This is a genomic window from Achromobacter xylosoxidans, from assembly GCF_014490035.1.
Lineage (GTDB): Bacteria > Pseudomonadota > Gammaproteobacteria > Burkholderiales > Burkholderiaceae_B > Achromobacter > Achromobacter bronchisepticus_A.
Genome location: NZ_CP061008.1, coordinates 3,051,528 through 3,077,826 on the forward strand (window position 1 = coordinate 3,051,528; position 26,299 = coordinate 3,077,826).

The following is a 26,299-nucleotide window of genomic DNA, read 5'->3' on the forward strand; positions in this document are numbered from 1 at the left end:
GGCCCTTACAGTCCGAGGATCATCTTGGAGATGATGTTCTTCTGGATTTCATTGGAGCCGCCGAAGATCGACAGCTTGCGGTTGTTGAAGTACTGCGCGGCCGCGCTCTCGGCGCCCTCGGGGCCGATGGGCGGCGCGTCGTAGCCGTCGTGCAGCGCCTCGGGTACGAAGGGACGGGCGTAAGGCCCCATGGCGCGGCGGTTCAGCGCGCTGATTTCCTGGCGGATCTGGGTGCCGCGGATCTTCAGCATCGAGCTTTCGGCGCCGGGCGCGCCGCCGCCGGCAACCGCCGCGACCACGCGCAGGTTGGTGGTGCGCATATTGGCCAGCTCGATCTCGACGCGCGCCAGCCGGGCAGCGAAGTCCGGGTCTTCCGATAGCGGACGTCCGTTCTTGCGTAGTCTTGCGGCCACCGTCTTCAGGCGTTCCAGCGCTGCCGTGGATTGCCCGACGCCGGCGATGTTGGTGCGTTCGTAGGTCAGCAGGTACTTGGCGCAGGTCCAGCCGCGGTTTTCCTCGCCCACCAGGTTGGCCGCAGGCACCCGCACGTCGGAGAAGAACACTTCGTTGACTTCGTGTTCGCCGTCCAGCGTGATGATGGGGCGGACTTCCACGCCGGGGCTCGTCATGTCGATCAGCAGGAAGCTGATGCCTTCCTGGCGCCGGCCTTCCTGCGAGGTGCGCACCAGGCAGAAGATCATGTTGGCGTACTGGCCCAGCGTGGTCCAGGTTTTCTGGCCGTTGACGACGTAGCTGTCGCCGTCGCGCACGGCGGTGGTCTTGACTGAGGCCAGGTCCGAGCCCGCGCCGGGTTCGGAGTAGCCCTGGCACCACCAGTCGGAACCGTCCAGGATGCGCGGCAGCCAGTGGCGCCGCTGTGCCTCGCTGCCGTACTTGATCAGCACCGGGCCCAGCATGCTCAGGCCGAAGGGTACGATGCGCGGCGCGCCGGCCAGCGCGCATTCGTTTTCGAAGATGTACTTCTGCACGGCGCTCCAGCCGGTACCGCCGTATTCCATTGGCCAGTGGCTGGCGAGCCAGCCCTGGCAGTTGAGGATGGCGTGCCACTCGACCATGTCGGCGCGCGTCAGCAGCTTGCCCTGCGCGACCTTGGCGGACAGGCGCTCGGGCAGCTTGCTGGCGAGAAAGGCCCGCACTTCGTCGCGGAAGGCGTTTTCTTCGGGGGTGAATTCCAGGTCCATGGGGGATCCTCAGTAGATTTCAAACAGGCCGGCCGCGCCCATGCCGCCGCCCACGCACATGGTGACGACGGCATAGCGGGCGCCGCGGCGGCGGCCTTCGATGAGCACGTGGCCAGCCAGGCGGGCGCCGGTGACGCCGAAGGGGTGGCCCAGGGCGATGGCGCCGCCGTCCACGTTCAGGCGGTCCATCGGGATGCCCAGCTTCTGCTGGCAATACAGGGCTTGCGAGGCAAAGGCCTCGTTCAGTTCCCAGAGGTCGATGTCCTGCACCTTGAGGCCGTGGCGCGCCAGCAGCTTGGGCACGGCGTAGACCGGGCCTATGCCCATCTCGTCGGGTTCGCAGCCGGCGATCGCCAGTCCGCGGAACGCGCCCAGCGGCTGGATGCCGGCGCGCTGGGCCTCGGAGGCTTCCATCAGCACGCAGGCGGCGGCGCCGTCGGACAACTGCGAGGCATTGCCCGCCGTGACGAACTGGCCCGCGCCGCGCACCGGCGCCAGCGAGGCCAGGGCTTCGTAGGTGGTGCCGGGGCGGTTGCAGGTGTCGCGGTCCACGGTGATTTCGCGTTCGCTGACGGCGCCGGTGGCGCGATCGGTGACGGACATGGTCGTGGTGACGGGGATGATCTCTTCCAGATACCGTCCCGCGGCCTGGGCGGCTTCGGTGCGCGCCTGGCTTTGCGCGGCGAAATGGTCCTGGGCTTCGCGGCTGATGCCGTAGCGGGCCGCCACGATATCGGCGGTTTCGATCATGGGCAGGTAGAGCTCGGGCTTGTTGGCGACGATCCACGGATCCATGCCGCTCACGCCGTCGTCGCGGGTGCGGATCTGCGAGACCAGTTCCACGCCGCCCGCGATCATGGCGGGCGCGCCGTCCATGACGATGCGGCTGGCGGCCGAGGCGATGGCCTGCAGGCCGGAGGCGCAATAGCGGTTGACGGTGGCGCCGCCCACGCTGACCGGCAGGCCGGCGCGGACCACGGCCTGGCGGCCGATATTGCGGCCGGTGGCGCCTTCCGGATAGCCGCAGCCGATGAAGGCATCTTCGATCAGGGCGGGGTCTATGCCGGCCCGGTCGACGGCGGCGCGCACCGCGTGCGCGGCCAGAGTGGGGCCGGCGATAAGGTTGAATTCGCCGCGCCCCGCCTTGGTGATGGGGGTGCGGGCGGTGGAGACGATGACGGCTTCGCGCATGGCGTGTTCCTGTGTGGAGTGCGGGTCAGGCGGCCTGGTTCAGGCTGGCGAAATTGCGGCCGGATTCAGCCAACTGCACCAGCAGGGGCGAGGGCTTCCAGAAGGCGGGGTCTTCCTGCGCGTAGCCGCGGATATCCGCCAGCACGCGCTCCAGTCCCACGCTGTCGGCGTAGTGCATGGGGCCGCCGCGATGGCGCGGAAAGCCGTAGCCGGACAGGAACACCACGTCGATGTCGGACGGGCGCTGGGCGATGCCCTGGTGCAGCACGTTGGCCGCTTCGTTGATCATCGCGGCCAGGTAGCGGCGCTGGATGTCCTCTTGGGTGTAGGCGCGCGGCGCGACGCCGGCGCGCGTACGTTCGGCGTCGATGATGGCGAGGACTTCGGGGTCTTGTTCGCCTTGGCGCGCGCCATCGGGGTAGAGGTAGAAGCCGCGGCCCGTCTTCTGGCCGAACCAGCCGCGTTCGCACAGCCGGTCGGGGATCTGCACGTAGCGCAGCGCCGGATCGCGCGTGGGCGCGCGGCGCTTGCGCGTGGCCCAGCCGATGTCGCCGCCGGCCAGGTCCGCCATCTGATAGGGGCCCATGGGGTAGCCGAAGGCGCGCACGGCGGCGTCGATCTGGTAGGGCGAGGCGCCGTCCTCCATCATCATGTCGGCCGCCTGGCGGTGCACGGCCAGGATGCGGTTGCCGATGAAGCCGTCGCACACGCCCGCGCGCACCGGGATCTTGCGCAGGCGCCGGGCCAGTTCGAAGCCGGTGGCCACGGTGTCGGGCGCGGTGTGCTCGCCCACCACGACTTCCAGCAGCTTCATGATGTTGGCCGGCGAAAAGAAGTGCAGGCCCAGCACGTCGGCGGGGCCGCGCGTGGCGGCGGCGATGAGGTTGACGTCCAGGTACGAGGTATTGGTGGCCAGCACCGCGCCGGGCTTGGCCACGCGGTCCAGCTGCGCGAACACGGCCTGCTTGACCGTCATGTCCTCGAACACGGCTTCGATGATGAGATCGGCGTCGTCCAGCGCCTCGTAGCGGGTCGAACCGGTGTAGCGCGCCATGCGGGCGCCGCGCTCGTCGGCGCTGATCCGGCCTTTCTGGATCAGCAGCTCGTAGACCTGCGCCACGCGGGCGCGGCCCCGTTCCAGCGCGGCCTCGTCCTGTTCGACCATGGTCACGGGAAAGCCGGCGTCCAGCGCCGAAACGGCGATGCCAGCGCCCATGGTGCCGCCGCCGACGATGCCGATGCGCTCCAGCCGGCGCGCCCGGGCGGGCTGCTGTCCCGGCATCTTGGCCGTATCGCGTTCGGCGAAGAAGGCATGCACCAGGCCCGCCCGCTGCGGGCTGTCCAGGCATTGCAGGAACAGCGCGCGTTCGGTGCGCAGGCCGTCCTCGAAAGGCTGCTCGATGGCGGCGCGCACGGCCTCGACGATCTTGCCGGGCGAGTACAGTCCGCGGGTGGTCCGGGCCACGCGTTCGGCCGCTGCCTCGACCTGGGCCAGCGCGGCGGCCCGGTCGGCAAGCGCGCCGGCGTCGCGGGTGCGGCGCGGACCGGCGCCGATCGCCAGCAATTGCCGGGTATAGGCCAGGCCCGCGTCCAGGGGATCGGTTTCGCTGGACAGCGCGTCCACCAATCCGGCTTCGAGGGCGGCGCCGGCGGAGAGGTGCTTGCCGGTCAGCATCAAGTCCAGCGCGGCCTGCGCGCCCATGAGGCGCGGCGCGCGCTGGGTGCCGCCGGCGCCGGGCAGCAGGCCCAGGTTCACTTCAGGCAGGCCCAGCTTGGCCCCGCCCAGCGCGACGCGGTAGTGCGCGGCCAGCGCCACTTCCAGCCCGCCGCCCAGCGCCGCGCCGTGCAGCACGGCCACGACCGGCTTGGCGCTGGCTTCGATCAGGTTGCAGACGTCGGGCAGGATGGGCGGCTGCGGCGGCTTGCCGAATTCGCGGATGTCGGCGCCGGCGATGAAGTTCTTGCCCGCGCCCATCAGCAGGATGGCGCGTACTTGCGGATCGGCCTGGGCGTCGCGCACGGCCGCGGCCAGATTGCGGCGCACGGCGGCGCTCAGGGCATTGACGGGGGGATGGTCGATGGTGACGACAAGGATGTCGTCGTAGCGGCGCGCGCTGGCCGCGCCGGTGCTTGCGCTGTCTGTCATGGACAGTGTCTCCGATGAGGCCTGCCGCTGCGACGCCGCTTGGGGCGGCCGCCAGGGCCCGGCCGGGCGGACCAGGAACGGCCCGTCTTTTATGGGCTCATTCTTTCGCAGTAAAGAAGTCTTGACAATGGCATCAATAATTGACATTGATGTCAAAAAAATTTGACAATGCCGGGGTGAATTGTGGTGGCGTGGAGGCCCGAATGGACACCAAATCCCTGACCTTGCTGGTGGAAATCCTGGACGCGGGCAATCTCAGCGAGGCCGCGCGCCGTCTGAAGATGACGCGCGCCAATGTCAGCTACCACCTGAATCAGCTGGAACGCTCGGTCGGCATGCAGCTGGTGCGCCGCACCACCAGGCATGTGGAACCGACTGAAATCGGACTGAAGCTGTATCGCCACGGCCGCAGCATCCAGGACGAACTCGCGGCGGCGCGTGAATCCGTCGAGACCCTGGGCAAGACGCCGCAGGGCAAGGTCAGGCTGAGCGTGCCCAGCGGCTACGGGCAGTTCGTGATGACGCCCTGGCTGCTGGAGTTCAAGCGGACCTATCCGGACATCGTGCTGGACGTGCTGTTCGAGAACAGTGTCGATGACCTGCTGCGCGACGAGGTCGACATCGCGGTGCGCATCATGTCCGAGCCGCCGCAGAACCTGGTGGCGCGCGAGCTGGGCCAGGTCCGCTACGTGGCCTGCGCCTCGCGGGACTATGTCGCCGCCCGGGGCCTGCCGCAGCATCCGGAAGAGCTGGCGCGCACACCCACCATCAGCGCCGCGGTCATCGGCCGCCCCTTGCGGCTTTCCGCCTACTACGGCGGCCAGCCGCGGCAGCACGTGGTGCTGGAGCCGACCGTGATTTCGCGCAACTACGCCTTCCTGCGCGACGCGACCCTGGCGGGGCTGGGCGTGGGCGTGGTGCCGGATTACGTGGTGCACGACGACATCGCGCGCGGCGACCTGGTGGCCGCGCTGCCTCAGTGGCGGCTGAGCATCTTCGGGCGCGGCATGTATATGCTGTACATGCCCAACCGCCACCACCCGCGGGCGATCTCGATGATCATCGAATTCATCCTGGAACGCGCCCAGGCCGCGCACGAAGGCAAGCCGGGATTGCTGGAGGCGGCGGGCTAGCGGCGCCGGTCCGTGGAGGGCTGTACAGGGCCGGGAGGCGCGGCGTTCCTGACTGGGCGTTCAGCTTGGCAGGCATAAAATTCCTGTTCTTTACGGCAAACGGCCGCGGGGCCGCGCCCATTTTTTCCCAGGCCCGTCCATGTCTTCCTCCGACGTCCAATTGCTTCTTACCGCGCTGGCAAGCGTGCTGGTGCTGGTTGCGCTGATCGTTTCGCGCATCCGCATGCATCCGCTGCTGGCGCTATTGATCGTTTCCATCGGCGTGGGTTTCGCCACCGGCATGGAGCCGGTGGCCATCGTCAAGAACCTGAGCAATGGCGCGGGCAAGACGCTGGGAGCGGTGGGCGTGGTGATCGCGCTGGGCGCGATGCTGGGCAAGATCCTGGCGGATTCGGGCACGACCGAACGCCTGGCCAATGCCATCCTGAACCATACTTCGCCTCGCATGATTCCCTGGGCCATGACCCTGGTGGCTTTCGTCATCGGCATACCGATGTTCTTCGAAGTCGGCCTGGTGGTGATGCTGCCGCTGATCTTCAGCGTGGCGCGCAAGCTGGAAAGCCAGGAGCGCTTCAAGGGCTCGGCCTACGTGTACGTGGGCGTGCCGGTGATATCGGCGCTGGCGGCGATGCACGGCATGGTGCCGCCGCATCCGGGGCCGCTGACGGCGATCGCCACGCTCAAGACCACGGTGGGGCCGACGATGATTTACGGCTTCATCGCGGCGCTGCCGGCCATGGTCTTCGGCGGTCCCTTGTATGGCGCTTTCATTTCGCGGCGCATGACGACGCGTCCGGACGAGGCGCTGCTGGAACAGTTCACCACGACCCGCCAGGATGCCGCCGGCCCCAATGCGCCGAGCGTGGGCCTGGGGGTGCTGGCGGCCTTGCTGCCCGCCTTGCTGATGCTGGTGCACGCGGGCGCGGAGATGCTGCTGCCCAAGGATTCCCGCGCCATGCACGTGGCGGCGTTCCTGGGCGACCCGATGGTCGCGATGCTGCTGGGCGTGCTGTTCGCCGCATTCACCCTGGTGCTGATGCGCGGCGGCGACGCGGAAAAACTGCGCGATGCCATGGGCAAGAGCCTCAAGCCCATCGCCGGCATCATGTTGATCATCGCGGGCGGCGGCGCGTTCCAGCAGGTGTTGACCAGCGCCAAGGTGGGCGATGCCATCGTGCAGCTGACGCATCAGTTTTCGCTGCCGCCGCTGGCGCTGGGCTGGCTGATCGCCATGCTGCTGTCGGTGTCCACGGGGTCGGCCACGGTCGGCATCGTGGGCGCGGCGGGCCTGCTGGCGCCGCTGGCGGGCGCCGATCCCAGCCTGAACCTGCCGCTCTTGGCGCTGGCCATCGGCTGCGGTTCGCTGTTCTTCAACTACGCCAATCACGCGGGCTTCTGGATGGTGAAGGAGTCCTTCGGCATGACCATGGGCGAAGCGACCAAGACCATCTCGGTGGTGCAGTCCATCGTGTCGGTGGTGGGGCTGGTCATGGTGCTGCTGTTCAACATGCTGCCGCCGCTGGGCTGACACGCCTGCGGGCCGCAATTGTTATGCTGGGTCTGTCGTTTCCGGAGACCCCATGACAGAGATGCCCCGTTCCGCCGCCACGCATTCCGCGCTGGCTTCCGAAGCGCGCCGCACGCAGTTGCGGCGCATGAAGATCGCCGCGCTGGCGCTGCTGGTGGCGATGGTCTGCGGCTTCATCACCAGCCACGTCATGGGCGGGCAGGGCGCCTGGGCCTGGGTGCGGGCGTTCTGCGAAGCGGCCACGGTGGGCGCGCTGGCCGATTGGTTCGCGGTGGTGGCGCTGTTCCGCCGGCCGATGGGCTTGCCGATCCCGCACACGGCCATCATTCCCAGCAACAAGGACCGCATCGGCGACAACCTGGCGGTGTTCGTGCGCGACCATTTCCTGGACCCGGACACGCTGATGGAGAAGCTGCGGGTGTTCGATCCCGCGGCGCGGCTTGCGCGCTGGCTGGGGCGTCCGCGGCAGGCGCGGGCCTTGAGCGAGGGGGCGCGCAATGTGGCCTTGCAGACGCTGGACCTGCTGGACGAGCGGGCGGTGCGCGGGGTGATCCAGGAGTTCGTGGTGAAGAATCTGCGGCGCTGGGACGCGGCGGACACGGCGGGCGAGGTGCTGGGGCTGCTGACGCGCGACGGGCGGCACCAGGAGCTGCTGGACGCGGCGCTGGAGCGGCTGGGCGGCTATCTGGGCGACGAGGACGTGAAGGCGCGGGCCTCGAGCCTGCTGGTGAAGTTCGCGAAGAAGGAATGGCCACGCATCATTGCGGCGGTGGACGTGGTCAAGTCGGTGGACGGGATTGCCGACAATCTGGCGGACCGGCTGGCACGGGCGCTGGTGGAGGAACTGCGGGACGTGCTGTCCGAGCCTGGGCATCCGGTGCGGCGGGACTATGAGGCCTGGGTGCAGGATTACATCCGACGGCTGAGGGATGATCCGGCGTTGTCGGCGCAGGTGGAGGCCTTGAAGCAGCGGGCGATCGATCATCCGAAGGTGCAGGAGTATGTGCAGGGGCTGTGGGACGATATCCACGCGGCGTTGCGGCGCGATCTGTCATCGGAGGATTCGGCGCTGGCGCGGCATCTGGAGAGCGCCTTGCTGGCCTTGGGGCGCAAGCTGGGGGAAGATCCGGGGTTGCGGGAGGCGATCAACAATCACGTGCTGGGCGGGGCGCGGAGGCTGACGGGGCGCTTGCGTAGCGGGGTCACGGAGCATATTTCGCGCACGGTGAAGAATTGGGATGAGCGGCATCTGGTGGATGAGCTTGAACTTAGCGTGGGGAAGGATCTGCAGTACATCCGGTTCAATGGCACCTTGGTGGGCGGGTTGATAGGGGTGGTGCTGCATGCTGTGGTGTTGCTGGTTCGAGGGTGATGCGGGTGCTTTTTGACTGTTTCATTCGAGGCTTTGCTAGTCCTCCCGGGGCTTTGTAGGCCGGGATTTGACTGCTGTTTCCTGTGCTTCGTAGGCCGCCCGTCGTCGCGGGCGCCTGGGTGGCGAGCGCCCACGATTGCGGTCCGGAGCGTTCGCTCCGGACTGCCCCGTCGTCATCGTCGTCACCGCCTGCGGCGGCTCCTTCCGATTCCCTCGGGCGCATCGAGGTTGCTCGCCACCCAGGCGCCCGCGCCGACGGGCTATCCATGTCTTGGTATGAGGCGCTGCTGCAGCGGTGTTTGGTTGCGAGGTTTGCGGGGCCCGCCGCCAATGGCCGCGCGGGCGGCCATTGGCGGCTTACGCGGTTGCGTACGTGGTGGGGGGCGCTGGGTACGCGCGGACGGGGCGGGCGCGGGATTTTTGGCGGGCAGGCAGAGCATTCAGATTTTTTCTGGCCGTATCGCCCTTGTTTGTATCAGGAACGAAGATTGCTGGCAGGTGCGCGGAAGCCGGTGCTATTGTTTTTTTCGGAATGGACGGCAACGGGCCGGCCATGTAGCAACGGGCGTCCGCGGCCTGCGGGCGCGTATCCTGGAGGCACCCCATGAAGAAAATCTCGATGCTGGTCGCGGCGCTTGCGTTCGCAGGCGCGTCTGGCGCGGCGCTGGCGGAAGACGTGTCGATGTCGTTCCTGAGCGTGGACGGCGTGGGCAAGAGCGCTGGCACGATCACGCTCAAGGACACCAAGGGCGGGCTGCAGCTTACGCCGCATTTGAAGGGTTTGCCGCCCGGCGAACACGGTTTTCATGTGCATGAGAAGGGTTCTTGCGAGCCTGGCATGGTGAACAACCAGATGGCGGCTGGCGGCGCTGCGGGCGGGCATTTCGATCCCAAGGGCACCAAGGCGCACAAGGGGCCGATGGCGACCGACGGGCATCAGGGCGATCTGCCGTTCATCGTGGTCGCTGCCGATGGCACGGCGACGAAGGCGGTGGTGGCGCCGCATCTGAAGCTGGCTGATGTGAAGGGCCGTGCGGTAATGGTGCACGTGGGCGGCGACAACTACAGCGATACCCCGGCGCCGCTGGGCGGCGGGGGCGGCCGGCTGGTTTGCGGCGTGGTGAAGTAGCCGCTTGGGCGGTCAGGCCGTGCCGTTGCGGCCGTACAGCTGGTAGCCGGCCCGTTCGGCGAGCCGGTCGTAATAGGCGGCGACGGCCGGCAACCGTGGTTTTTCAAATGGGGTGCCGAACCAGCGGTTCACCGACAGGCCGACCGGTATGTCGGCCAGCGAGAACGCGGGGCCGGCGACGTAGCCGCCGGCCTGTTCCAGGCGCTGGTCCAGTATCGCCATGTAGCGCGCCCATTCGCGGCAGGACGCCTCGATCGCGGCGCGGTCGCGGTGGGCGGGGGATTCGCGCACCAGGGCCATGAAGGCGTAGCTCCAGGCGCGGTTCAGGTCGGTGGCCTGCCAGTCCATCCATTGGTCGACGCGGGCGCGCAGTCTGGGTTCGACGGGATACAGGCGCTGGCCGCCGTATTGCGCGGCCAGGTAGCGGATGATGCTGTTGGACTCCCACAGCACGAAGTCGCCGTCCTGGATGACGGGCACCATCGCGTTCGGGTTGAGCGCCAGGAAGGCGGGATCGCCGGTGGGCTGGAACCCGGAGCCCCAGTCTTCGCGTTCGAAAGGCAGGTCCAGTTCGGCGCAGGTCCAGAGCACCTTGCGCACGTTGATGGATGAGGCTTTACCCAGGATTTTCAGCATCTTGCCGCCGCCGTGTTGATTGACGGCGGCAGTCTAGCGGGCGCCGGCGGGCGCGCACAGATACAGATTGCCGGTTTTGCGTGCGCAACAGCGCTCAATAGGCGCCGGCCTCGGGCTGGGTGCGCAGGCGCAGCACGGGCGAGGTGTACAGCACCACGAACTGCACTGCGAAGCCGGCGGTCGATACCCACAGGCAGGCTTCGACGCCGACGCGCGCGGCAAGCGCGGCGCCGATCAGCGCGCCGACCGGCCGGGCGCCGAAGGTGGCGGTCAGGATCACGGCGGACACGCGGCCCAGCAGGGCGTTGGGCGTGATCGCCTGGCGCAGCGTGGTGGTGGTGATGGTCCAGAGTATGGGGCCCGCGCCGAACAGGAAGAAGCCCGCCGCGGCCCATGCGCCGGACGGGAATGCCAGCGTGGAAAGCAGGATGGCGCTTGCGATCAGCGCGGCCAGCGGGCCCACGGCGATCATGCCGCCGAAGCTCAGCCGCTGCGCCAGCCAGGGGGCCAGCAAGGCGCCGGCGACCATGCCGCCGCCGTACACGCCCAGCGTCAGGCCGACGGCCGCGGCCGACAGGCCCAGCCGTTCGATGGCGTAGGCCACATAGATGGCCTGCAGCACGAACCACGCGGTATTGAAGAACACGGCGGTCACCAGCACCGGGCGCAGCAGCGGATGCGTGAGGACGAACGCCGCGCCTTCGCGCAGTTCCTCCAGCAGGCGGCGGCGCGGCGCGAGGCCGGGCGTGTCGTGGGGCAGGCCGGCCAGCAGCAGGGCCGCCAGCAGCGACAGCACGGTGGCCAGCACATAGGCCGAGGGCGCGCCCATCCAGCCGACCAGCGCGCCGCCGGCGGCTGGCCCTGCGGAAAAGGCGGTGCTGCGGGCCAGTTCCAGCCAGCGGTTGGCGCTGGCCAGTCCGGCGGGCGCGACCAGCCGCGGCACCAGCGCCGGCGCGGCGACGTTATACGCGACCGTGCCGACCGCGCCCAGGAATCCCAGCGCGGCCAGCCAGCCCAGGTCAAGCCCGCCCGTGGCCAGCAGCGCCAAGAGGCCCAGCAGGCTGGCGGCGCGCACGCACTCCGCCGCGGTCATCAGCGCGCGCCGGGACATCCGGTCGGCCAGCACGCCGGCGGGCAGGGACAACAGCAGGAAGGGCAGGGTCTGGGCGGTTTGCAGATAGCCGGTTTCGGCCGCGCTGGCGCCCAGCGCCAGCACCGCGACCAGCGGGGCGGCCGCCAGCGCCATCTGTTCGGAGAATTGGGCGGCCAGGTTGGAGGCGGCCAGGCGGCGGAACGCTGAGGGCAGGGCGGACATGGGGGGCGGACGGCGGAAACGACAAGGGCACGATCATGATCGTGCCCTTGTCCGCGGGCACTCCGTTCCTTGCCATGGGCAAGGCGGCGCCTCAGCTCACCGCATCAAGGGATGGGCGGATAGTCGCCGAAGCCGTCCGGCCAGGGCGTCAGCACTTCGTAGCCGGTCTCGGTCACGACCACCATGTGCTCCCATTGCGCCGACAGCGAGCGGTCCTTGGTGACCACGGTCCAGCCGTCGGGCAGCTGCTTGGTCTGGGGCTTGCCGGCGTTGATCATGGGTTCGATGGTGAACATCATGCCAGGCTGCAGCACCATGCCTTCGCCGGGGCGGCCGTAGTGCAGCACCTGCGGATCGTCGTGGTAGATCTGGCCGATGCCGTGGCCGCAGTACTCGCGCACGATGCTGAAGTGCTCGCGGTGCGCCACGGTCTGGATGGCGTGGCCGATGTCGCCCAGCGTGGCACCGGGCTTGACGGCCATGATGCCGGCGCGCATGGCTTCATAGGTGGTGTTGACCAGGCGCCGCGCCAGCGGGCTGGGCTGGCCCACGTAGTACATGCGGCTGGTGTCGCCGAACCAGCCGTCCTTGATCACGGCGACGTCGATGTTGAGGATGTCGCCGTTCTTCAGCACCTTGGCGGACGGGATGCCGTGGCAGATCACGTGGTTGGCCGAGGCGCAGATGGTCTTGGGAAAGCCGTGGTAGCCGACGTTGGCGGGTATCGCCTTCTGCACGTTGACGATGTAGTCGTGGCAGATGCGGTCCAGCTCATCGGTGGTGACGCCGGGGCGGACGTGTTCGGCAATCATGTGCAGCACTTCCGCCGCCATGGCGCCGGCCTTGCGGGCCATTTCGATGTCGGCGGCGGACTTGATGGAAACCTTCTTCGCCATTTACGCGGCCTCCTGCTGGGCTGGCTGTGGCAAGCCTTGGGACAAGGAGGCGATGGTGAAGCCCTCGGCCTGTTCGATGCGGATCAGCAATTGACAGATGTCGGCGTGGCGCAGCTCGGGGTAGAGCTCGGACAGCATGCCGATGCGCATCCAGTGTTCGGCCTGGGAATTGATGGAGCGGCTGAGCGCGCCGCTGGCGACGCGGAGGTTCTCATGCATTTGCTCGGAGATCTTGACGATGCCCATGGAGTGAATGATCTATATATGGTTTGTATATGGATCGTATCTTACCGCCGATAGGCTGCAGGGCGCAAATCGGGCGAGGACTAGCGGCCTTTGCTGCGCGCCGTCTTCTTGGCGCCGGCGCGGGGCGCGGCTTCCTTGGGCGGGGGCGCGATGGCGGCGTGCACCTGTTCCATCCACATCAGCGCGTCGGTGTACGACAGGAACTGCTGCAGATAGCCTGGCGACACTTCGCGCATCAGCGACAGCGCGCGGTGCACCAGCTGGTTGGAGTTGAGCGGGCCGGCGTTCTTGTGCACCTGCTCCTGGGACTGCCGCACCTGGCGGTCGGCGCTGACCCGCGACCAGACGCCGCGGAAGTATTCCAGCGTTTGCAGTTCGGGGTAGGAAGCGCGCAGGTCGGCGGCGCCGCGCGCGTCGGGGCCGGGATCGGCGATGTACGCGGTCAGCGCCGCCAGCGGTCCGGGTTCCGGGATGCCGGCAGCAGGCGCGGAGACGTTTTCGGCCGCATCCGCGGGCGCGCCGTCCAGCTCGGCCTCGTAGGCCTGGATCAGCGCAGCCAGCTTGCCGTCCAGCAGCCTGCGGGCTTCGCCGCCTTGGGCGGCTGCGCGCCGTTGCAGCGCGTCCATGAACTGGAAGCGGACGGGAGCCACGCGGTCGGCGCCGGCCTCGCGCCAGGCGTCCAGCATGGCGCGGGCGTTGATGATCTCGCCGCGGGTGCCGTCACTGGCCATGCGAGGTCCCGGCGTCGCTGGAGGGCTTGGGAATGGGCGCGATTTCGACCCGGCGGTTCTTGGACCGGCCGTCCTCATCCGCGTTCGAGGCCACCGGCTGTTCCGAACCGAAGGCGGCGGCGAACACGGCCGACGAAGGCACGCCCTCGTCGATCAGCGCGCGCGTCACGGTCAAGGCGCGCTGCGCGGACAGGTCCCAGTTGTCGGCAAAGCGCCGGTTGCCTTCGCGCACCTGCTGGTCGTCGGTGTAGCCGCTGACCATCAGGATCTCGTTGTGCGACTTCAGATAGGCCGACAAGGGTTCGATCAGGCTTTTCAGGACTTCACGGCCCTCGGGCTGCAACTGGTCGGAGTTCAGGGCGAACAGGACGCTGCCGCTGATGCCGATGCGGCCGTCGATCAGGGTCACGCGGCCGGCGGCCAGCGGACCCGCCAGCGCCTGCTCCAGCGTTTCGCGGCGCTGGGTTTCGACCTGGCGTTGCTTGACCTCTTCTTCCAGCTGGGTGGACAGCTGCAGCTGCACCGCGACGACGCTCACCAGGATCAGGACGAAGGCGCCCAGCAGCACCGACATCAGGTCGCCGAAGACGGCCCAGGCCGGGACTGTGGGCTCCACGCCGCCGTCGATGTCCTCGCTCATGCCGCTTCCGCTCCGGCCGTCGCGCGCTGGATGGCCAGCTGCTGCAGGTTCTCGACGATCTGCTTCTGCGACACCATGCTCAGGTCCACCACTTCACGGGCCTGCGCCACGTAGTAGGCGAGCTGCTCGTCGCCGCGCGCGATGGACTTGTCCAGCGCCGCTTCGATGCGCTGCAGGTGCGCCACCAGCTTGTCGTTGGACTCGCCGAAGAGCTGCACGGCAGTGCCGAAGGACTCGCCCAGGCTGGCCACTTCGGCCGCGCCGCTGGCGACCTGCGCGGCCACCTCGGCCAGCTTGCCGGTTTCGGCCTGCGCCTGTTCGGTGAACTGCGTGCCGACGCGGTCCAGCAGCTCTGCCGACGAGGACACCAGCGCGTCCACGGCCGTGCGCTGTTCGGCGGCGGTGTGGTTGACGGCGTCCAGCAGGGTGCCCAAGGTTTCCAGCAGGCGGTTGCGTTCCTCCAGCATGTCGTTGTCGCGCTCCATGCTGTCGGAGAGCTTCTGGCGCAGTTCGCCGATGACTTCGGCGGCCGCGCGCGGCGCTTCGGACGCGGCCTGCACCAGGCGGCCGATCTCGGCGATGGTGTCGTTGGCGGACGCCTGGGTCTGCGCGCTGATGTCCTGCGCCGTGATGGCCAGCGTGTCGCAGATCTGCTGCTGCTGGTTGGCCGTGTAGGAACTGGTCTGTTCCCATTCGGCGCGCAGCGAGTCGGCGATCGTGCCGAGCTTGCCGGTCCAGGCTTCCAGGCGCGCTTGGTCCTCGGCGGCGAGCGCGTTCTGCAGGTCCGTCTGCGATTGCTCCAGCGTTTGCAGCAGGGCGGCGGAGTGTTGTTCGAATGCCGCGGCGGCGGTTTCCAGCGCCTGCTGGTTGTCGCCGGCCAGCTTGGCGTTGGCCTGCTCCTGGCGCGCCTGCGCCTCGGTCCAGGCCTGGGTGACGCCGGTGGCGGCCGTTTCCAGGCGGGCCGATACGCTTTCCAGCAGGCCGGCCTGGGCCTGGGTCTGGGCCGTGATGTCGCGCGCGGTCTGGGCCAGGGTGTCGTTGACTTCCAGCTGGCGCAGCGCGGCCTGGGTGCCGGCCTGTTCCCATTCCTGGCCGAGCTTGGCGGCCATGGCGGTGAGCGTGCCGGTCCAGGCGGCCAGGCGTTCCTGGTCGCGCGAGGCCAGCGCGGCCTGCAACTCGGCGTGCGATTGGTCCAGCGTTTGCAGCAGCGCGGCGGAATGTTGCTCGAAGGAGGCGGCGGCGGTTTCCAGCGCTTGCTGGGTATCGCCGGCCAGTTTGGCGTTGGCCTGCTCCTGGCGCGCCTGCGCCTCGGTCCAGGCCTGGGTGACGCCGGTGGCGGCCGTTTCCAGGCGGGCCGATACGCTTTCCAGCAATCCCGCCTGGGCCTGGGTTTGCGCCGAAACGTCGCGCGCGGTCTGGGCCAGGGTGTCGTTGACTTCCAGCTGGCGCAGGGCGGCCTGGGTGCCGGCCTGTTCCCATTCCTGGCCGAGCTTGGCGGCCATGGCGGTAAGCGTGCCGGTCCAGGCGGCCAGGCGTTCCTGGTCGCGCGAGGCCAGCGCGGTTTGCAATTCGGCGTGCGACTGGTCCAGCGTTTGCAGCAGTGCGGCGGAATGTTGTTCGAAGGTGGCGGCGGCGGTTTCCAGCGCTTGCTGGTTGTCGCCGGCCAGCTTGGCGTTGACCTGTTCCTGGCGGGCTTGCGCCTCGGTCCAGGCCTGGGTGACGCTGCCGGCCGCCGTTTCCAGGCGGGCCGAGACGCTTTCCAGCAGGCCGGCCTGGGCCTGCGTTTGCGCGGCGATGTCGCGCGCGGTCTGGGCCAGCGTGTCGCTGGCGGCCTGTTGGCGGGCCACGGTGTCGGCGCCGGCCTGCTGCCATTCCTGGCTCAGCGTGGCGGCCATGGCGGTGAGCGTGCCGGTCCAGGCGGCCAGGCGTTCCTGGTCGCGCGAGGCCAGCGCGGCCTGCAGTTGCGTGTGCGACTGGTCCAGCGTCTGCAGCAGGGCCGCGGAATGCTGTTCGAAGGTGGCGGCCGCGGCGGCCAGGGCCTCGCGGTTGTCGCCAGCCAGCTTTTCGCCGGCCTGTTCCTGGCGCGCCAGGGCGCTGGCCCATTGCTGCGAGACGCCGTTGGCGGCCGCCTCCATGCGGGCGGACACGCCTTCCAGCAGCCGCGCCTGGACTTCCGCCTGCGCGGTGATGTCGCGCACGGTCTGCGCCAGCGTGGCGCTGATGGCTTCCTGGCGTTCGGCGGCCTGCGCGCCGGACTGCTCCCATTCCTGGCGCAGCGTGGCGCCCATGGCGCCCAGGGTGTCGGTCCAGGCGGCCAGGCGCTGCTGGTCGCGCGAGGCCAGCTCGGACTGCAGCAGGGTGTGCGATTGGTTCAGCGTGCGCAAGAGCGAGGCCGAATGCTGCTCGAAGCTGGCCGCGGCCGCGGTCAGGGCCTGCAGATTGTCGCCAGCCAGCTTTTCGCTGGCCTGCTCCTGGCGCGACAACGCCTGGGTCCAGGCTTGCGACATGCTGCCCGACGATTCCTCCAGGCGCGAGGACACGCTGTCCAGCAGGGCGGCCGAGCGCTGTTCGAAAGTCTGGGCGAAGTGGTCGAGCGAGGCGCGCAGGTCCTGCGACAGGGCCTCGCTGGCGCGCTGCTGGCCGGCCAGGGCCTGGTTCCAGATGCCGGCGACGTTGCTGGTGGTGGCCTGGAAGCCCGAGGTCAGGCCTTCCAGCTGGCGCTGCACGGCTTGCGTCACGGTGTCCTGCAGGGACGCGGTTTCCCGCGACAGGCTGGCCATCGTCGCTTCCACCACGGGTTGCAGGGCGGCGCCGGCCGAGCGCGCGCTTTGCGACACGCTTTCCTTCATGGACTGTTCCATGACGGCGGCCAGGCGCGAATAGGCGGCCTCGGCCTTGCCCTGGAACGCGTCCTGGCTGGCCATGTGGCGGTCGCTCAGGGCCTGGTTCTGGCGGGCCATGTCGCCCATCATGGCTTGCAGCTTGTCGACCAGGGTGGGCATGGCCTCCGCCTGGCGCTGCATCACTTCAGCCTGGCGTTGCAGCAGCTTGAAGGATTCTTCGCGTTGATAGCCCTGCGAGTACACGCGCAGGGTGGTTGCCGCCTTGCTGTCCAGCAGTTGCGCCGCGCGCACGCGGTCGCGGCGGCACAGGGCTGCCAGCAGACCCAGCATGGCGGAGCTGGCCACGCCGGCGATCGAGGTGCCGAAGGCAAAGCCCAGGCCCTTGACCGGCGCGGCGAGCGAGGCGCGGATGGCGGCCAGGTCGGTGGCGCTTTCCAGCGCCAGGCCGGTGCCGCGCAGGGTCACGACCATGCCCAGGAAGGTCCCCAGCATGCCCAGCAGCACCAGCAGGCCGACCAGGTATGGCGTCAGCGCCGGGCCAGGCAGGCCCGCGCGCTCGCCTTCGATGCGCAGGCGCGCGGCGTTGCGCAGGCCCGGCGGCAACTGGTCCAGCCAGGATCCCAGATTGCCGGGCGCTTCGGACAGGCCCGAGAGCGCGCGCATCAACGAGGAGGTCGCCTGCTGGTAGCGCAGCAGTTCCAGCGCGCCGCCCAGGTAACAGACGCCTATCAGCAAGGTCACGGCCAGCGCCAGCGGGTTGGTGCCCGCATAGCCCACGCCGATCCAGCCCACGACGGCCAGACCCGCCAAGAAAACCACGAGATTAGTCAGATATTTGGACATAGTGTCCCGGTTAGCTGGCGCGAAGGGTGGCAAGCAGCCCTTCGACCGGTTGTAAACGAACATCCAATTCGGCCAGCAGCACGCTGCGCATGTCTTTGCGGAACGTGTCCAGCCAGGCGCCCGGCGTTATCGATGCCGGCGCCGCAGCGGGCGCCGCGCCCGTCTCGGCCGCGGCATCGCCTTGCGCCTCGGTCTCGGCGCCGGCCTCGGCTGGAACTTCAGCCAATGCGGCAGCCTCGGCCAAGGCAGCGGCCTCCGCATCGCGCAGGCGCTCGAAATGGCCCTGCAGCAACTTCGGAATCGCGCCGAACAGCGCGCGTTCCTTGGGTAGCAGGGCGCGGTCCATGATGGCGTCGACCACCGCCAGGCGCGTCATTTCGCCGTTTTTGGCCGCGACCATGCCGCGCAGCCGGCTGCGCAGATTGCCCACCGCGGTTTCCATCGTGTGCTGCAACGACAGATAGCGCTGGCGAAAATTCGCGTAATCGGCGTCGGCCTCGGCCAGCGCCGCCAGTTGTTTGGCGGGGGCCGGCGCTTGTCCCGGCGTGCGCCGCTTGGCGGCCGTGGCCGCGGTGTCGCTGGCGATGGCGTCGGCCAACGTGGTCCGCACGCGTTCGCACTCGCGCTCTTCGGCGCTGCTGAACATGCGCGCGCCGGGGGCGATCACCGGCGGGCTGGTATTCAGCGCCGCGGAGAGCGCGATCGCGTCCGTCCAGCCGAGCCACTGGCTCAGATGGTCCGAGAGCGATTGCCTGGATTGCGGAACGTCGACATCCGTCAGGCGAGTCAGCAAGCGAATGAGCGTCGGGCCGCTTAAACCTGTGCGCTGTGGGGCCTGCAACATACCACCAGAGTCAAAAAGGGGGGAGTTTACACGGTGGAGGGCGGCGTCAGGGGCAGGGGGCGGACGGCAAGGGCGTGCCGCCCGCAAAAAGAGGGTCGCATCATCTGCGGATGCAATATTGTGACGGGGTTATGCCACCCGGCGGATCCGGAGTTCTGGCGCCAAGCCATGCGCCGGGTTATCCTGCCGGGCGTCCAGGTATTCGGCCAGAAAATCGATGAGGTACCGGGTCCGGGCTGGCAGCAAGCGGGTTTCAGTCAGGGCATGGACCTCGATCGGTCCCAGGCTCCAGGCCGGCAGCACGCGCGCAAGCTCGCCCGAGCGCAGCCGGCCGCTTTCGTCGCCGCCCAGCGCCGCGATGCCGGCGCCCAACACGGCAAGCTGCCTGGCCATGCAGGCGTCGTTGGCGCCGTAGCGGTGCTCCACCGGAACCAGCAACTGTTCACGCCCGCGCTGCAGCGGCCAGGGCGCGGGCTGCCCGCCGCCGGCGCGCAGCCCGATACAGTCGTGGCGCGCCAGGTCGGCGGGGCTGACAGGCGTGCCGCGCGCGGCCAGGTAGGCGGGCGAGGCATACAGGCCGGCATGCACCGCGCCCAGGCGGCGCGCCACCAGCGACGAGTCGGGCAGTTCGCCCAGGCGGATGGCGACGTCGCCGATCTCGGGCGGGTGCTCGGCGAACTCGGATCCGGCCACGCTCATCTGGAGCTGGATAGCCGGGTAGCGGCTGCCGAACGCCACCATGGCGGGCATCAATGCGTCCAGCGCATAGGCCGCGGGCAGCTGGATGCGCAGCGGCCCGCTGGGGATTTCCAGCTGTTCGCGCAGTTCCTCGTGGGCGATCTCGGCCTCGGCCACGATGCGGCGGCAGCGTTCGAAATACAGCCGCCCGGCGTCGGTCAGCTCCACGCGGCGCGTGTTGCGGCTGAGCAGCCGCAGGCCGACCGAGCGCTCCAGTTCGGCCACCTGGCGCGACACCGTGGAGGTGGGCATGCCGAGCGTCGCGGCGGCCCGGCTGAAGCTATGCGCCTTCGCCACTTCGGCGAACAGTTCCATGCCTTGCAGGCGTTTCATGGGCGCGCCTCCCCTGCGGCCAGGCGTGCTGGCGCGCTGATGAAGTCCGGACGGCCCTGGCTGGCCAGCGCGCCGCTCACGGCGGCCAGCGCGCCGGCCGTCAGGGGGCCGCTTGCTAAAATGTGTTGCTTCATTCCGTTGCTTCCCATGCGTTTTTTCGGCGGGCCGGGGTCCAGTTCCCCGTCATAGGAGCGCATTGTCGGCATGGGGTTTTAATAATTTTTTAAAGCGATGCCTGCATGCTGCGGCATCGTTGACGGTTCTGGAGTTTTCTTGCGTGTCCTGCTAGTTGAAGACGACGCCATGCTGGGCGACGCCGTGCACACCAGCCTGGCGCAGTCCGGCGCCGACGTGCAATGGGTGCGCGACGTTGCGCAGGCGCGGCTGGCCCTGGTGGATCACGGCTTTCAAGCCGTGCTGCTGGACCTGGGGCTGCCGGACGGCAGCGGACTGGCGGTCCTGAAGCATCTGCGTACGCGCTACGATGCCACGCCGGTGCTGATCCTGACCGCCCGCGACCGGCTGAGCGAGCGGATACAGGGCCTGGATGCCGGCGCCGACGACTACATCGTCAAGCCATTCCAACTGGACGAACTGCTGGCGCGGCTGCGCGCCGTGGTCCGGCGCAGCAGCAACGCCGTGGTCTCGGCGCTGCGCTGCCGCGACGTGGTGCTGGAGCCGGCCAGGCGGGCGGTGACCCGCGCGGGCGTCGAGGTCAGCCTCAGCGCGCATGAATACCGCACGCTGCTGGCGCTGATGGAGCGCGTCGGCCACACCGTCAGCCGCGAACAGCTGGAGGCGGCCGTCTACGGCGACAGCGGCGCCATCGAAAGCAACACGGTGGCCGTCTATATCCACCAGTTGCGCCGCAAGCTGGGCGACAAGCTCATCGCCACCGTCCACGGCCTGGGCTACCGCATCGAGGCCGGCGAATGAAGACGCTGCGCAAGCAGCTCACGCTGACGCTGCTGTTGACGATGGCGCTGTCCTGGATCGCGGTGTTCGCCTTCCAGCAGTACGAAGCCGCGCGCTCGCAGACCGGCGCGCGCGATCAATGGCTGCACGACGCGGCCAGCCAGATGCTGGCGTCGCTGCCGGTCAGCCTGCTGGGCAACGAGGCCCCGTCCGAGCGTTTCACCCCGCCCGCATCCAGCCGTGTCGACGGCGACAAGGTGCGTTTCCACCTGTGGTCGCTGGTCGACCGCCGGCTGCTGCTGCGCTCGCCCGAGTCACCCGCGCAGCCCTTGAGCGGCGGCTTTCAGGACGGTTATTTCGACGTGCGCGCCGACGGCATGGACTGGCGCGTGTACGCGATCTCCGACGCGCAGGGGCGGGTGCAGGTGCAGGTGGCGCGACCGCAGAGCGAATTGCGCGCGCAGTCGCTGTACAGCTTGAAGCGCGGACTGCTCATCGTGTCTATTCTGTTCGTGCTGTTGGCCGTGGTGAGCTGGATGGTGGTCGGCCGCGCCTTCCGCAAGGTGGACCGTGCCGGCGTGGCCATTGCGCGGCGCGGTCCGTTTGACCTGGCGCCGCTGCCCATGGCCGGCATGCCGGGCGAACTGCGTCCCTTCATACGCTCGATCAACCAGCTGCTGCTGCGGGTCAAGGGCGGCATGGACCGTGAACGACGATTTCTGGAAGATGCCGCGCACGAGCTGCGCACCCCGCTGGCCGCGCTGAGCGCGCACGCGGAGCTGGTGGCCCGCAGCGCGGGTTCGGGAGACGCCCCGGCCGCCATCGAGAAACTGCGCCTGGTCGCCCAGCGCACCTCGCGCCTGTCGGAACAATTGCTGGACCAGGCCCGCATGGATGCGCTCAGCGCCAGCGCCGATGAACCGGAGCTGGTCGAACTGGACGCGCTGGTCGCCATGCTGGTGCGCGACTGGGAAACCGACGCCACCCGCAAGCAGCTGCGCATCCAGCTGGACGTGCAGGCCTGCGTCGTCCGGGGGCGGCTGGACGCGCTGGGCGTGCTGGTGCGCAACCTGCTGGACAATGCCGTGCGCTATACGCAGAGCGGCGGCCAGATCGCCGTGTCCTGCGGACCGTCGGCGGACGGCGGAGCCTGCCTGCGCGTGGCGGACGATGGGCCGGGCATCGCGCCGGAGGAACGCGCGCGCGTGTTCGACCGTTTCTATCGCGCCCCGGGCAGCGCCGCGGGCGGCAGCGGCATCGGCCTGTCGCTGGTGGCGCAGATCGCGCAGCAGCACGGCGCCGAGGTCACGCTGGGCGAGGGCCTGCGCGGCGCGGGCGTGGCGCTGACAGTGAGTTTCCCGCCTGCGGTCGGGGGAACTGCCGCGGCAGGGGCGCCGCGCGCCTGAATCCCGCCGGCCGTGAAGCCGGCTGCCCCGACTACGCTGCGAATCGCCGCCGGATGGTAGATTAGTTCCCGGTAAGCGGACTGCGGGAGCAGCGTCAGTGGCGGGAGTTCCATGGATGTTCTGATCACCTCGGCCGCGCGCGCGCTGGCCGCCGGCAATCCGCTGGGCGCCCTGAACCTTGTGGCCCTGCGCGACGACGCGCCCGCGCTGGCCCTGCGCGGCATCGCCATGGCCCAGCTAGGCGATTTCCGCCGCGCCCGGACCTTGCTGCGCAGCGCGGCCCGGAACTTCGATCACAAGAATGTGCTGGCCCGCTCCCGATGCGTCGTGGCCGAGGCCGAGATCGCCCTGGTATCGCGCGATCTGGCCTGGCCGGAAAAGGCCCTGGAGACCGCGCGCGCTGCGCTGCAAGCCCACGGCGACCCGGCCAATGCCGCGCATGCGCGTCATCTGCAGGCCCGGCGCGAACTGCTGCTTGGCCAGCTCGACCGGGCCGAGGACGCCCTGACCACGCTGGACCCGGCCTTGCTGGCCCCGGCTTCCCGCGCCATCCATGAATTGATAGCTGCCGGTATCGCCTTGCGGCGCCTGCGCACCGAGCGCGCGCGCGCCGCGCTGACCCAGGCGGAACTGGCGGCCCGCGTCGCCGGCATCCCCGCGCTGATGGCCGAGGTGGAACAGGCCACCCTGGTCCTGAATACGCCAGCCGCGCGCCTGATCGGGCAGGGCGTGCAGCGGCCCATTCTGCTGGATGAAGTGGAGGCGCTGCTGGCATCCGACACGCTGGTCGTGGACGGCTGTCGCCATGCGGTGCGCAGCGCGGGCCGCGAGATTGCGCTGGCGAGCCGGCCGGTGCTGTTCGCGCTGGCACGTGTCCTGGCCGAAGCCTGGCCGCAGCCCGCGCCCAGGGAAACGCTCATCGAGCAGGCCTTCCGCACCGCCTATTTCGATGAAACGCACCGCGCGCGCCTGCGCGTCGAGATAGGGCGCCTGCGCGCGGCCTTGGACGGTGTGGCCGGTATCAGCGCCGCGCGCGGCGGTTTCGTCCTCAAACCGCAGGCAGGCCGGCCGGTCGCGCTATTGGCCCAGCCTGGCGGCGAAGGCGACAGGGATCAGGGAGCGGTGCTGGCCTGCCTGGCGGACGGCGAAGCCTGGTCCAGTTCCGCCCTGGCCCTGGCGTTGGGGGCAAGCCAGCGCACCGTGCAGCGTACGTTGGACGCATTGGCCGTGGCGGGCAAGGTGCAGGCTTGCGGACAGGGCCGGGCCCGCCGCTGGATGACGCCGCCGGTGCCGGGATTCACGACAACCTTGTTACTCCCGGCCGCGCTGGCCGCCGACTAGCATGAATGCTCGAACTCCAGTTCAAGGACATCGACATGAAACGAACGCAAGCCCAGATCATCCGCGAGTACGGCCCATTTCCCGGCGTGCAGGCCGTGCATGGCGTGACCTATGACGGCCGGCAGGTGTGGTTCGCCGCCGGCGAAAAGCTGATTGCCATGGACCCGGATAGCGGCAGCACCCAAGCCACGATCGACATCGTCGCCGACGCGGGCACGGCCTTTGACGGCAAGCATCTCTATCAGATTTCCGACGGCACCATCGTCAAGCTGGAACCGCGGAGCGGCCGGGTGCTGAGCCGCATCCCAGCGCCCGGCGGCGGCGGCGCCTCGGGCATGGCCTGGGCCGAGGGCAGCCTGTGGGTGGCCGAGTACCGCCAGCGCAAGATCCACCAGGTGGATCCCGAAACCGGCCGCGTGCTGCGCACCATCGAATCCAACCGCTACGTCACCGGCGTGACCTGGGTGGACGGCCAGCTGTGGCACGGCACCTGGGAGGACGGCGCCAGCGATCTGCGGCAGCTGGACGAAAAGACCGGCGAAGTGCTGCAAAGCGTGGAGATGCCGGCCGGCATCGGCGTGTCGGGGCTGGAATCGGATGGCGCCGGCTGCTTTTTCTGCGGCGGCGGCGACAGCGGCAAGCTGAGGGCGGTGCGCCGTCCGCCAGCCAAGGCCGTCGATACGGCGGTCACCAACGGATGATGTAGGGCCTGTCTCCCAGTTCCCACACGCCGTTTTTCCGTTCCAGCATGATGTACTCGGTCTGCCATTCGTCCGGCTGGTCCTCCGGCGCAAAGCCGGATAGATACGGACGGAAGGCGGGATCCGCCGCCCAATCCGCAGTGCTGCGGTCCAGCCGCCACTCGAACTTCACCGCCGAGACCAGGTTGGGGTTGTCGTCGAATGGATTCTTGAGCGGCTTGGTATGGGTGAGGATCTTGCCGATCTGCAGGCCGGGGGCGCAGAACTTCGCGGTATAGACCAGCTTGGAGCTGAGGCGGGCCTCGCCATCGGTGTAGTAGGGCCGGCCTTTATCCGTCAGCTCCATGCGGCTGCTCGCATCCTCCGGATCCTCGTCCGCTCGCGGCGGCCCGCCGTCGCCGCTGGCGCTGACGCGCTTGACCGTGACCAGCTGATGCTTGATCAACCCCTGCACGATCCTGTCCTGGCTTTCCAGGAACGCGGTGTAGACATCGGTGGGCAAGGGCCGCACGCCCACGACGTTGACGCAGGCGCCGACCGGCGCATATTCCGGTTGCGCCGTGGCCTCGACCAGGATCTTGCGCATCTTGCCTTCGCTCAGGCCCGGGCCCAGCGGCGATTGCCACCATGCATAAAAACCCGCGGCGCCAGCGATGATCAGGCCCAAGGCCCAGGCCTTGCGTGGCATCCGGCGGCGGTTGACGGCGCGCTGCTTCTGGTTCATTCCTACCCCTGCTGATGACAGTGCCGCGATGGTAACGCGTGCACTGTCCATCATCCAAAAGACCTAATCCGCATTTCTAGGGTAATTCCTGACAAGAAGCTGATTGTCAGCGATTAGTCAGAAAGGTTTAATCAGGCTCACGCTTTGCGCATCGCCCGCAATCGCGCCGGCGGGATCCCGCAGCAGGCTTCACCATCCCGCGCCCACGCAGGAGTAGTAACTACAAGCTGGTCCATGTAGTCCTAATTCAGGAGACAAGACGCCATGCAACACGTTACCAAGCCCCGCCGCAAGTTCATCTCCGGCGCCGCTGTCGCCGGGGCCGCCGCACTAGGATTTCCGGCAGTGGCCCGCGCGCAGAACGCCCCGGTTTCCCTGCGCTTCCAGAGCACCTGGCCCGCCAACGACATCTTCCACGAGTTCGCCCGCGACTATGCGCAGAAGGTCAACGACATGGCCGGCGGCCAGTTGAAGATCGAGATCCTGCCGGCTGGCGCCGTGGTCAAGGCCTTCGACCTGCTGGATGCGGTGTCCGCCGGCACGCTGGACGGCGGGCATGGGGTGGTCGCCTACTGGTACGGCAAGAACACGGCGGTGGCGCTGTGGGGATCGGGGCCGTCCTTCGGCATGGATGCCAACATGCTGCTGGCCTGGCACGAGTACGGCGGCGGCAAGGAGCTGCTGGTCGAGATCCAGAAAGCCATGGGCGTGAACGTGGTGTCGCTGATGTACGGGCCGATGCCGACTCAGCCTTTCGGATGGTTCAAACGTCCTATCACAAAGATGGAGGAGGTCAAGGGCCTCAAGTTCCGCACCGTGGGCCTGGCCATCGACATGTACACGGCCATGGGTGCCGCCGTGAACGCGTTGCCCGGCGGGGAAATCGTGCCCGCGCTGGACCGCGGCCTGCTGGACGGGGCGGAGTTCAACAACGCTTCGTCGGATCTGGCCCTGGGCTTCCAGGACGTCTCCAAGATCTGCATGCTGCAGAGCTTCCACCAAAGCGCGGAGCAGTTCGAAATCCTGTTCAACAAGGCCAAGTACGACGCGCTGCCGGAGCACCTGAAGCACATCCTCAGCTATGCCGCGCAGGCCTCCAGCGCGGACATGTCCTGGAAGGCGGCAAACCGCTATTCGCAGGACTACGTCAAGCTGCAGAAGGACCACAACGTCAAGTTCTACAAGACGCCGGACGCCATCCTGCAGCAGCAGCTGAAGATCTGGGACGAGATGATCGCCAAGCGCTCGGCCGAAAACCCCTTGTTCAAGAAGGTGCTGGAATCGCAGCGGGCCTTCGCCGAGCGCGTCGGGCGCTGGCACGGGGACACCTCGGTCAACTTCCGCATGGCCTACAACCACTACTTCTCGCGCTCCACCAAACAGGCTTGAAGGGCCGCTACCTGTATTCCGCGCCGCGCGCCGCACCCCGGCGCGCGGCGGGACGCC

The 26,299-nt window shown here is 68.7% G+C and carries 23 protein-coding genes; 9 read left to right on the forward strand and 14 right to left on the reverse strand.

The window, feature by feature from the left end:
• Positions 1 to 5 precede the first annotated feature (5 nt).
• Genes IAG39_RS14250 through IAG39_RS14260 form a run of 3 tightly spaced genes read right to left on the reverse strand, consistent with a single transcriptional unit; the run spans position 6 to position 4,539 of the window.
• On the reverse strand, positions 6 to 1,202 hold the full coding sequence (locus IAG39_RS14250; protein ID WP_118933275.1) for an acyl-CoA dehydrogenase family protein: 1,197 nt from the start codon (positions 1,200 to 1,202) through the stop codon (positions 6 to 8).
• A gap of 9 nt (positions 1,203 to 1,211) precedes the next feature.
• Positions 1,212 to 2,393, reverse strand: coding sequence for an acetyl-CoA C-acyltransferase (locus IAG39_RS14255; RefSeq protein WP_118933274.1), 1,182 nt, complete (start codon positions 2,391 to 2,393; stop codon positions 1,212 to 1,214).
• A gap of 25 nt (positions 2,394 to 2,418) precedes the next feature.
• Positions 2,419 to 4,539: a 3-hydroxyacyl-CoA dehydrogenase NAD-binding domain-containing protein gene (locus IAG39_RS14260; RefSeq protein WP_118933273.1), complete on the reverse strand. Its 2,121-nt coding sequence runs from the start codon at positions 4,537 to 4,539 to the stop codon at positions 2,419 to 2,421.
• A 203-nt stretch (positions 4,540 to 4,742) separates the two neighbouring features.
• Here IAG39_RS14260 and IAG39_RS14265 point away from each other — a divergent pair, with 203 nt between their 5' ends.
• The 4 genes from IAG39_RS14265 to sodC all read left to right on the forward strand — a co-directional run bounded on the left by IAG39_RS14265 (position 4,743) and on the right by sodC (position 9,701).
• Positions 4,743 to 5,672: a LysR family transcriptional regulator gene (locus IAG39_RS14265; RefSeq protein ID WP_059373077.1), complete on the forward strand. Its 930-nt coding sequence runs from the start codon at positions 4,743 to 4,745 to the stop codon at positions 5,670 to 5,672.
• A 139-nt stretch (positions 5,673 to 5,811) separates the two neighbouring features.
• Entirely contained in the window at positions 5,812 to 7,200 is a 1,389-nt protein-coding gene (locus IAG39_RS14270) for a GntP family permease (RefSeq protein ID WP_118933272.1), read from the forward strand.
• A gap of 52 nt (positions 7,201 to 7,252) precedes the next feature.
• Positions 7,253 to 8,572, forward strand: coding sequence for a DUF445 domain-containing protein (locus IAG39_RS14275; protein WP_373429127.1), 1,320 nt, complete (start codon positions 7,253 to 7,255; stop codon positions 8,570 to 8,572).
• A gap of 604 nt (positions 8,573 to 9,176) precedes the next feature.
• Positions 9,177 to 9,701 carry a superoxide dismutase family protein gene (sodC, locus tag IAG39_RS14280; RefSeq protein WP_054456408.1) on the forward strand — a complete coding sequence of 175 codons (525 nt, stop codon included), beginning with the start codon at positions 9,177 to 9,179 and terminating at the stop codon, positions 9,699 to 9,701.
• 12 nt (positions 9,702 to 9,713) lie between these two features.
• On the opposite strand, the gene IAG39_RS14285 is transcribed toward sodC, so the two are convergent.
• From IAG39_RS14285 to IAG39_RS14330, 10 genes are all read right to left on the reverse strand, one after another.
• Positions 9,714 to 10,337 carry a glutathione S-transferase family protein gene (locus tag IAG39_RS14285; protein ID WP_118933271.1) on the reverse strand — a complete coding sequence of 208 codons (624 nt, stop codon included), beginning with the start codon at positions 10,335 to 10,337 and terminating at the stop codon, positions 9,714 to 9,716.
• 94 nt (positions 10,338 to 10,431) lie between these two features.
• Positions 10,432 to 11,652 (reverse strand): MFS transporter, encoded by a 1,221-nt coding sequence (locus IAG39_RS14290; RefSeq protein ID WP_059373071.1) that lies wholly within the window; start codon positions 11,650 to 11,652, stop codon positions 10,432 to 10,434.
• 104 nt (positions 11,653 to 11,756) lie between these two features.
• On the reverse strand, positions 11,757 to 12,548 hold the full coding sequence (gene map, locus IAG39_RS14295) for a type I methionyl aminopeptidase (protein WP_054456411.1): 792 nt from the start codon (positions 12,546 to 12,548) through the stop codon (positions 11,757 to 11,759).
• Entirely contained in the window at positions 12,549 to 12,794 is a 246-nt protein-coding gene (locus IAG39_RS14300) for a ParD-like family protein (RefSeq protein ID WP_118933270.1), read from the reverse strand.
• A gap of 80 nt (positions 12,795 to 12,874) precedes the next feature.
• Positions 12,875 to 13,525 carry a DUF2894 domain-containing protein gene (locus tag IAG39_RS14305; protein WP_118933269.1) on the reverse strand — a complete coding sequence of 217 codons (651 nt, stop codon included), beginning with the start codon at positions 13,523 to 13,525 and terminating at the stop codon, positions 12,875 to 12,877.
• A complete protein-coding gene (locus IAG39_RS14310; protein ID WP_054456414.1) occupies positions 13,515 to 14,165 on the reverse strand; it encodes an OmpA family protein in 651 nt (216 codons plus the stop codon). Before IAG39_RS14310 ends, IAG39_RS14305 begins: the two co-directional genes overlap by 11 nt.
• A complete protein-coding gene (locus IAG39_RS14315) occupies positions 14,162 to 17,851 on the reverse strand; it encodes a DUF802 domain-containing protein (RefSeq protein WP_118933268.1) in 3,690 nt (1,229 codons plus the stop codon). Before IAG39_RS14315 ends, IAG39_RS14310 begins: the two co-directional genes overlap by 4 nt.
• Positions 17,852 to 17,861: 10 nt before the next feature.
• A complete protein-coding gene (locus IAG39_RS14320; protein ID WP_059379512.1) occupies positions 17,862 to 18,695 on the reverse strand; it encodes a DUF3348 domain-containing protein in 834 nt (277 codons plus the stop codon).
• A 129-nt stretch (positions 18,696 to 18,824) separates the two neighbouring features.
• Positions 18,825 to 19,766, reverse strand: coding sequence for a LysR family transcriptional regulator (locus tag IAG39_RS14325; RefSeq protein ID WP_118933267.1), 942 nt, complete (start codon positions 19,764 to 19,766; stop codon positions 18,825 to 18,827).
• Complete coding sequence (locus tag IAG39_RS14330; RefSeq protein WP_165867887.1) at positions 19,763 to 19,900, reverse strand: hypothetical protein; 138 nt, start codon at positions 19,898 to 19,900, stop codon at positions 19,763 to 19,765. The genes IAG39_RS14325 and IAG39_RS14330 overlap by 4 nt, the downstream gene beginning before the upstream one ends.
• Positions 19,901 to 20,039: 139 nt before the next feature.
• Here IAG39_RS14330 and IAG39_RS14335 point away from each other — a divergent pair, with 139 nt between their 5' ends.
• From IAG39_RS14335 to IAG39_RS14350, 4 genes are all read left to right on the forward strand, one after another.
• Entirely contained in the window at positions 20,040 to 20,702 is a 663-nt protein-coding gene (locus IAG39_RS14335) for a response regulator transcription factor (protein ID WP_059379509.1), read from the forward strand.
• Positions 20,699 to 22,087 (forward strand): ATP-binding protein, encoded by a 1,389-nt coding sequence (locus tag IAG39_RS14340; RefSeq protein WP_118933266.1) that lies wholly within the window; start codon positions 20,699 to 20,701, stop codon positions 22,085 to 22,087. Before IAG39_RS14335 ends, IAG39_RS14340 begins: the two co-directional genes overlap by 4 nt.
• Before the next feature lie 111 nt (positions 22,088 to 22,198).
• Positions 22,199 to 23,428 carry a helix-turn-helix domain-containing protein gene (locus tag IAG39_RS14345; RefSeq protein WP_118933265.1) on the forward strand — a complete coding sequence of 410 codons (1,230 nt, stop codon included), beginning with the start codon at positions 22,199 to 22,201 and terminating at the stop codon, positions 23,426 to 23,428.
• Between the two features lie 35 nt (positions 23,429 to 23,463).
• Positions 23,464 to 24,129 carry a glutaminyl-peptide cyclotransferase gene (locus tag IAG39_RS14350; protein ID WP_118933300.1) on the forward strand — a complete coding sequence of 222 codons (666 nt, stop codon included), beginning with the start codon at positions 23,464 to 23,466 and terminating at the stop codon, positions 24,127 to 24,129.
• Here the strand turns inward: IAG39_RS14350 and IAG39_RS14355 are convergent.
• Complete coding sequence (locus IAG39_RS14355; RefSeq protein ID WP_118933264.1) at positions 24,116 to 24,853, reverse strand: hypothetical protein; 738 nt, start codon at positions 24,851 to 24,853, stop codon at positions 24,116 to 24,118. The two genes, IAG39_RS14350 and IAG39_RS14355, sit on opposite strands and share 14 nt — an antisense overlap.
• 264 nt (positions 24,854 to 25,117) lie before the next feature.
• Here IAG39_RS14355 and IAG39_RS14360 point away from each other — a divergent pair, with 264 nt between their 5' ends.
• Positions 25,118 to 26,242, forward strand: coding sequence for a TRAP transporter substrate-binding protein (locus tag IAG39_RS14360; RefSeq protein WP_059380142.1), 1,125 nt, complete (start codon positions 25,118 to 25,120; stop codon positions 26,240 to 26,242).
• Positions 26,243 to 26,299 lie beyond the last annotated feature (57 nt).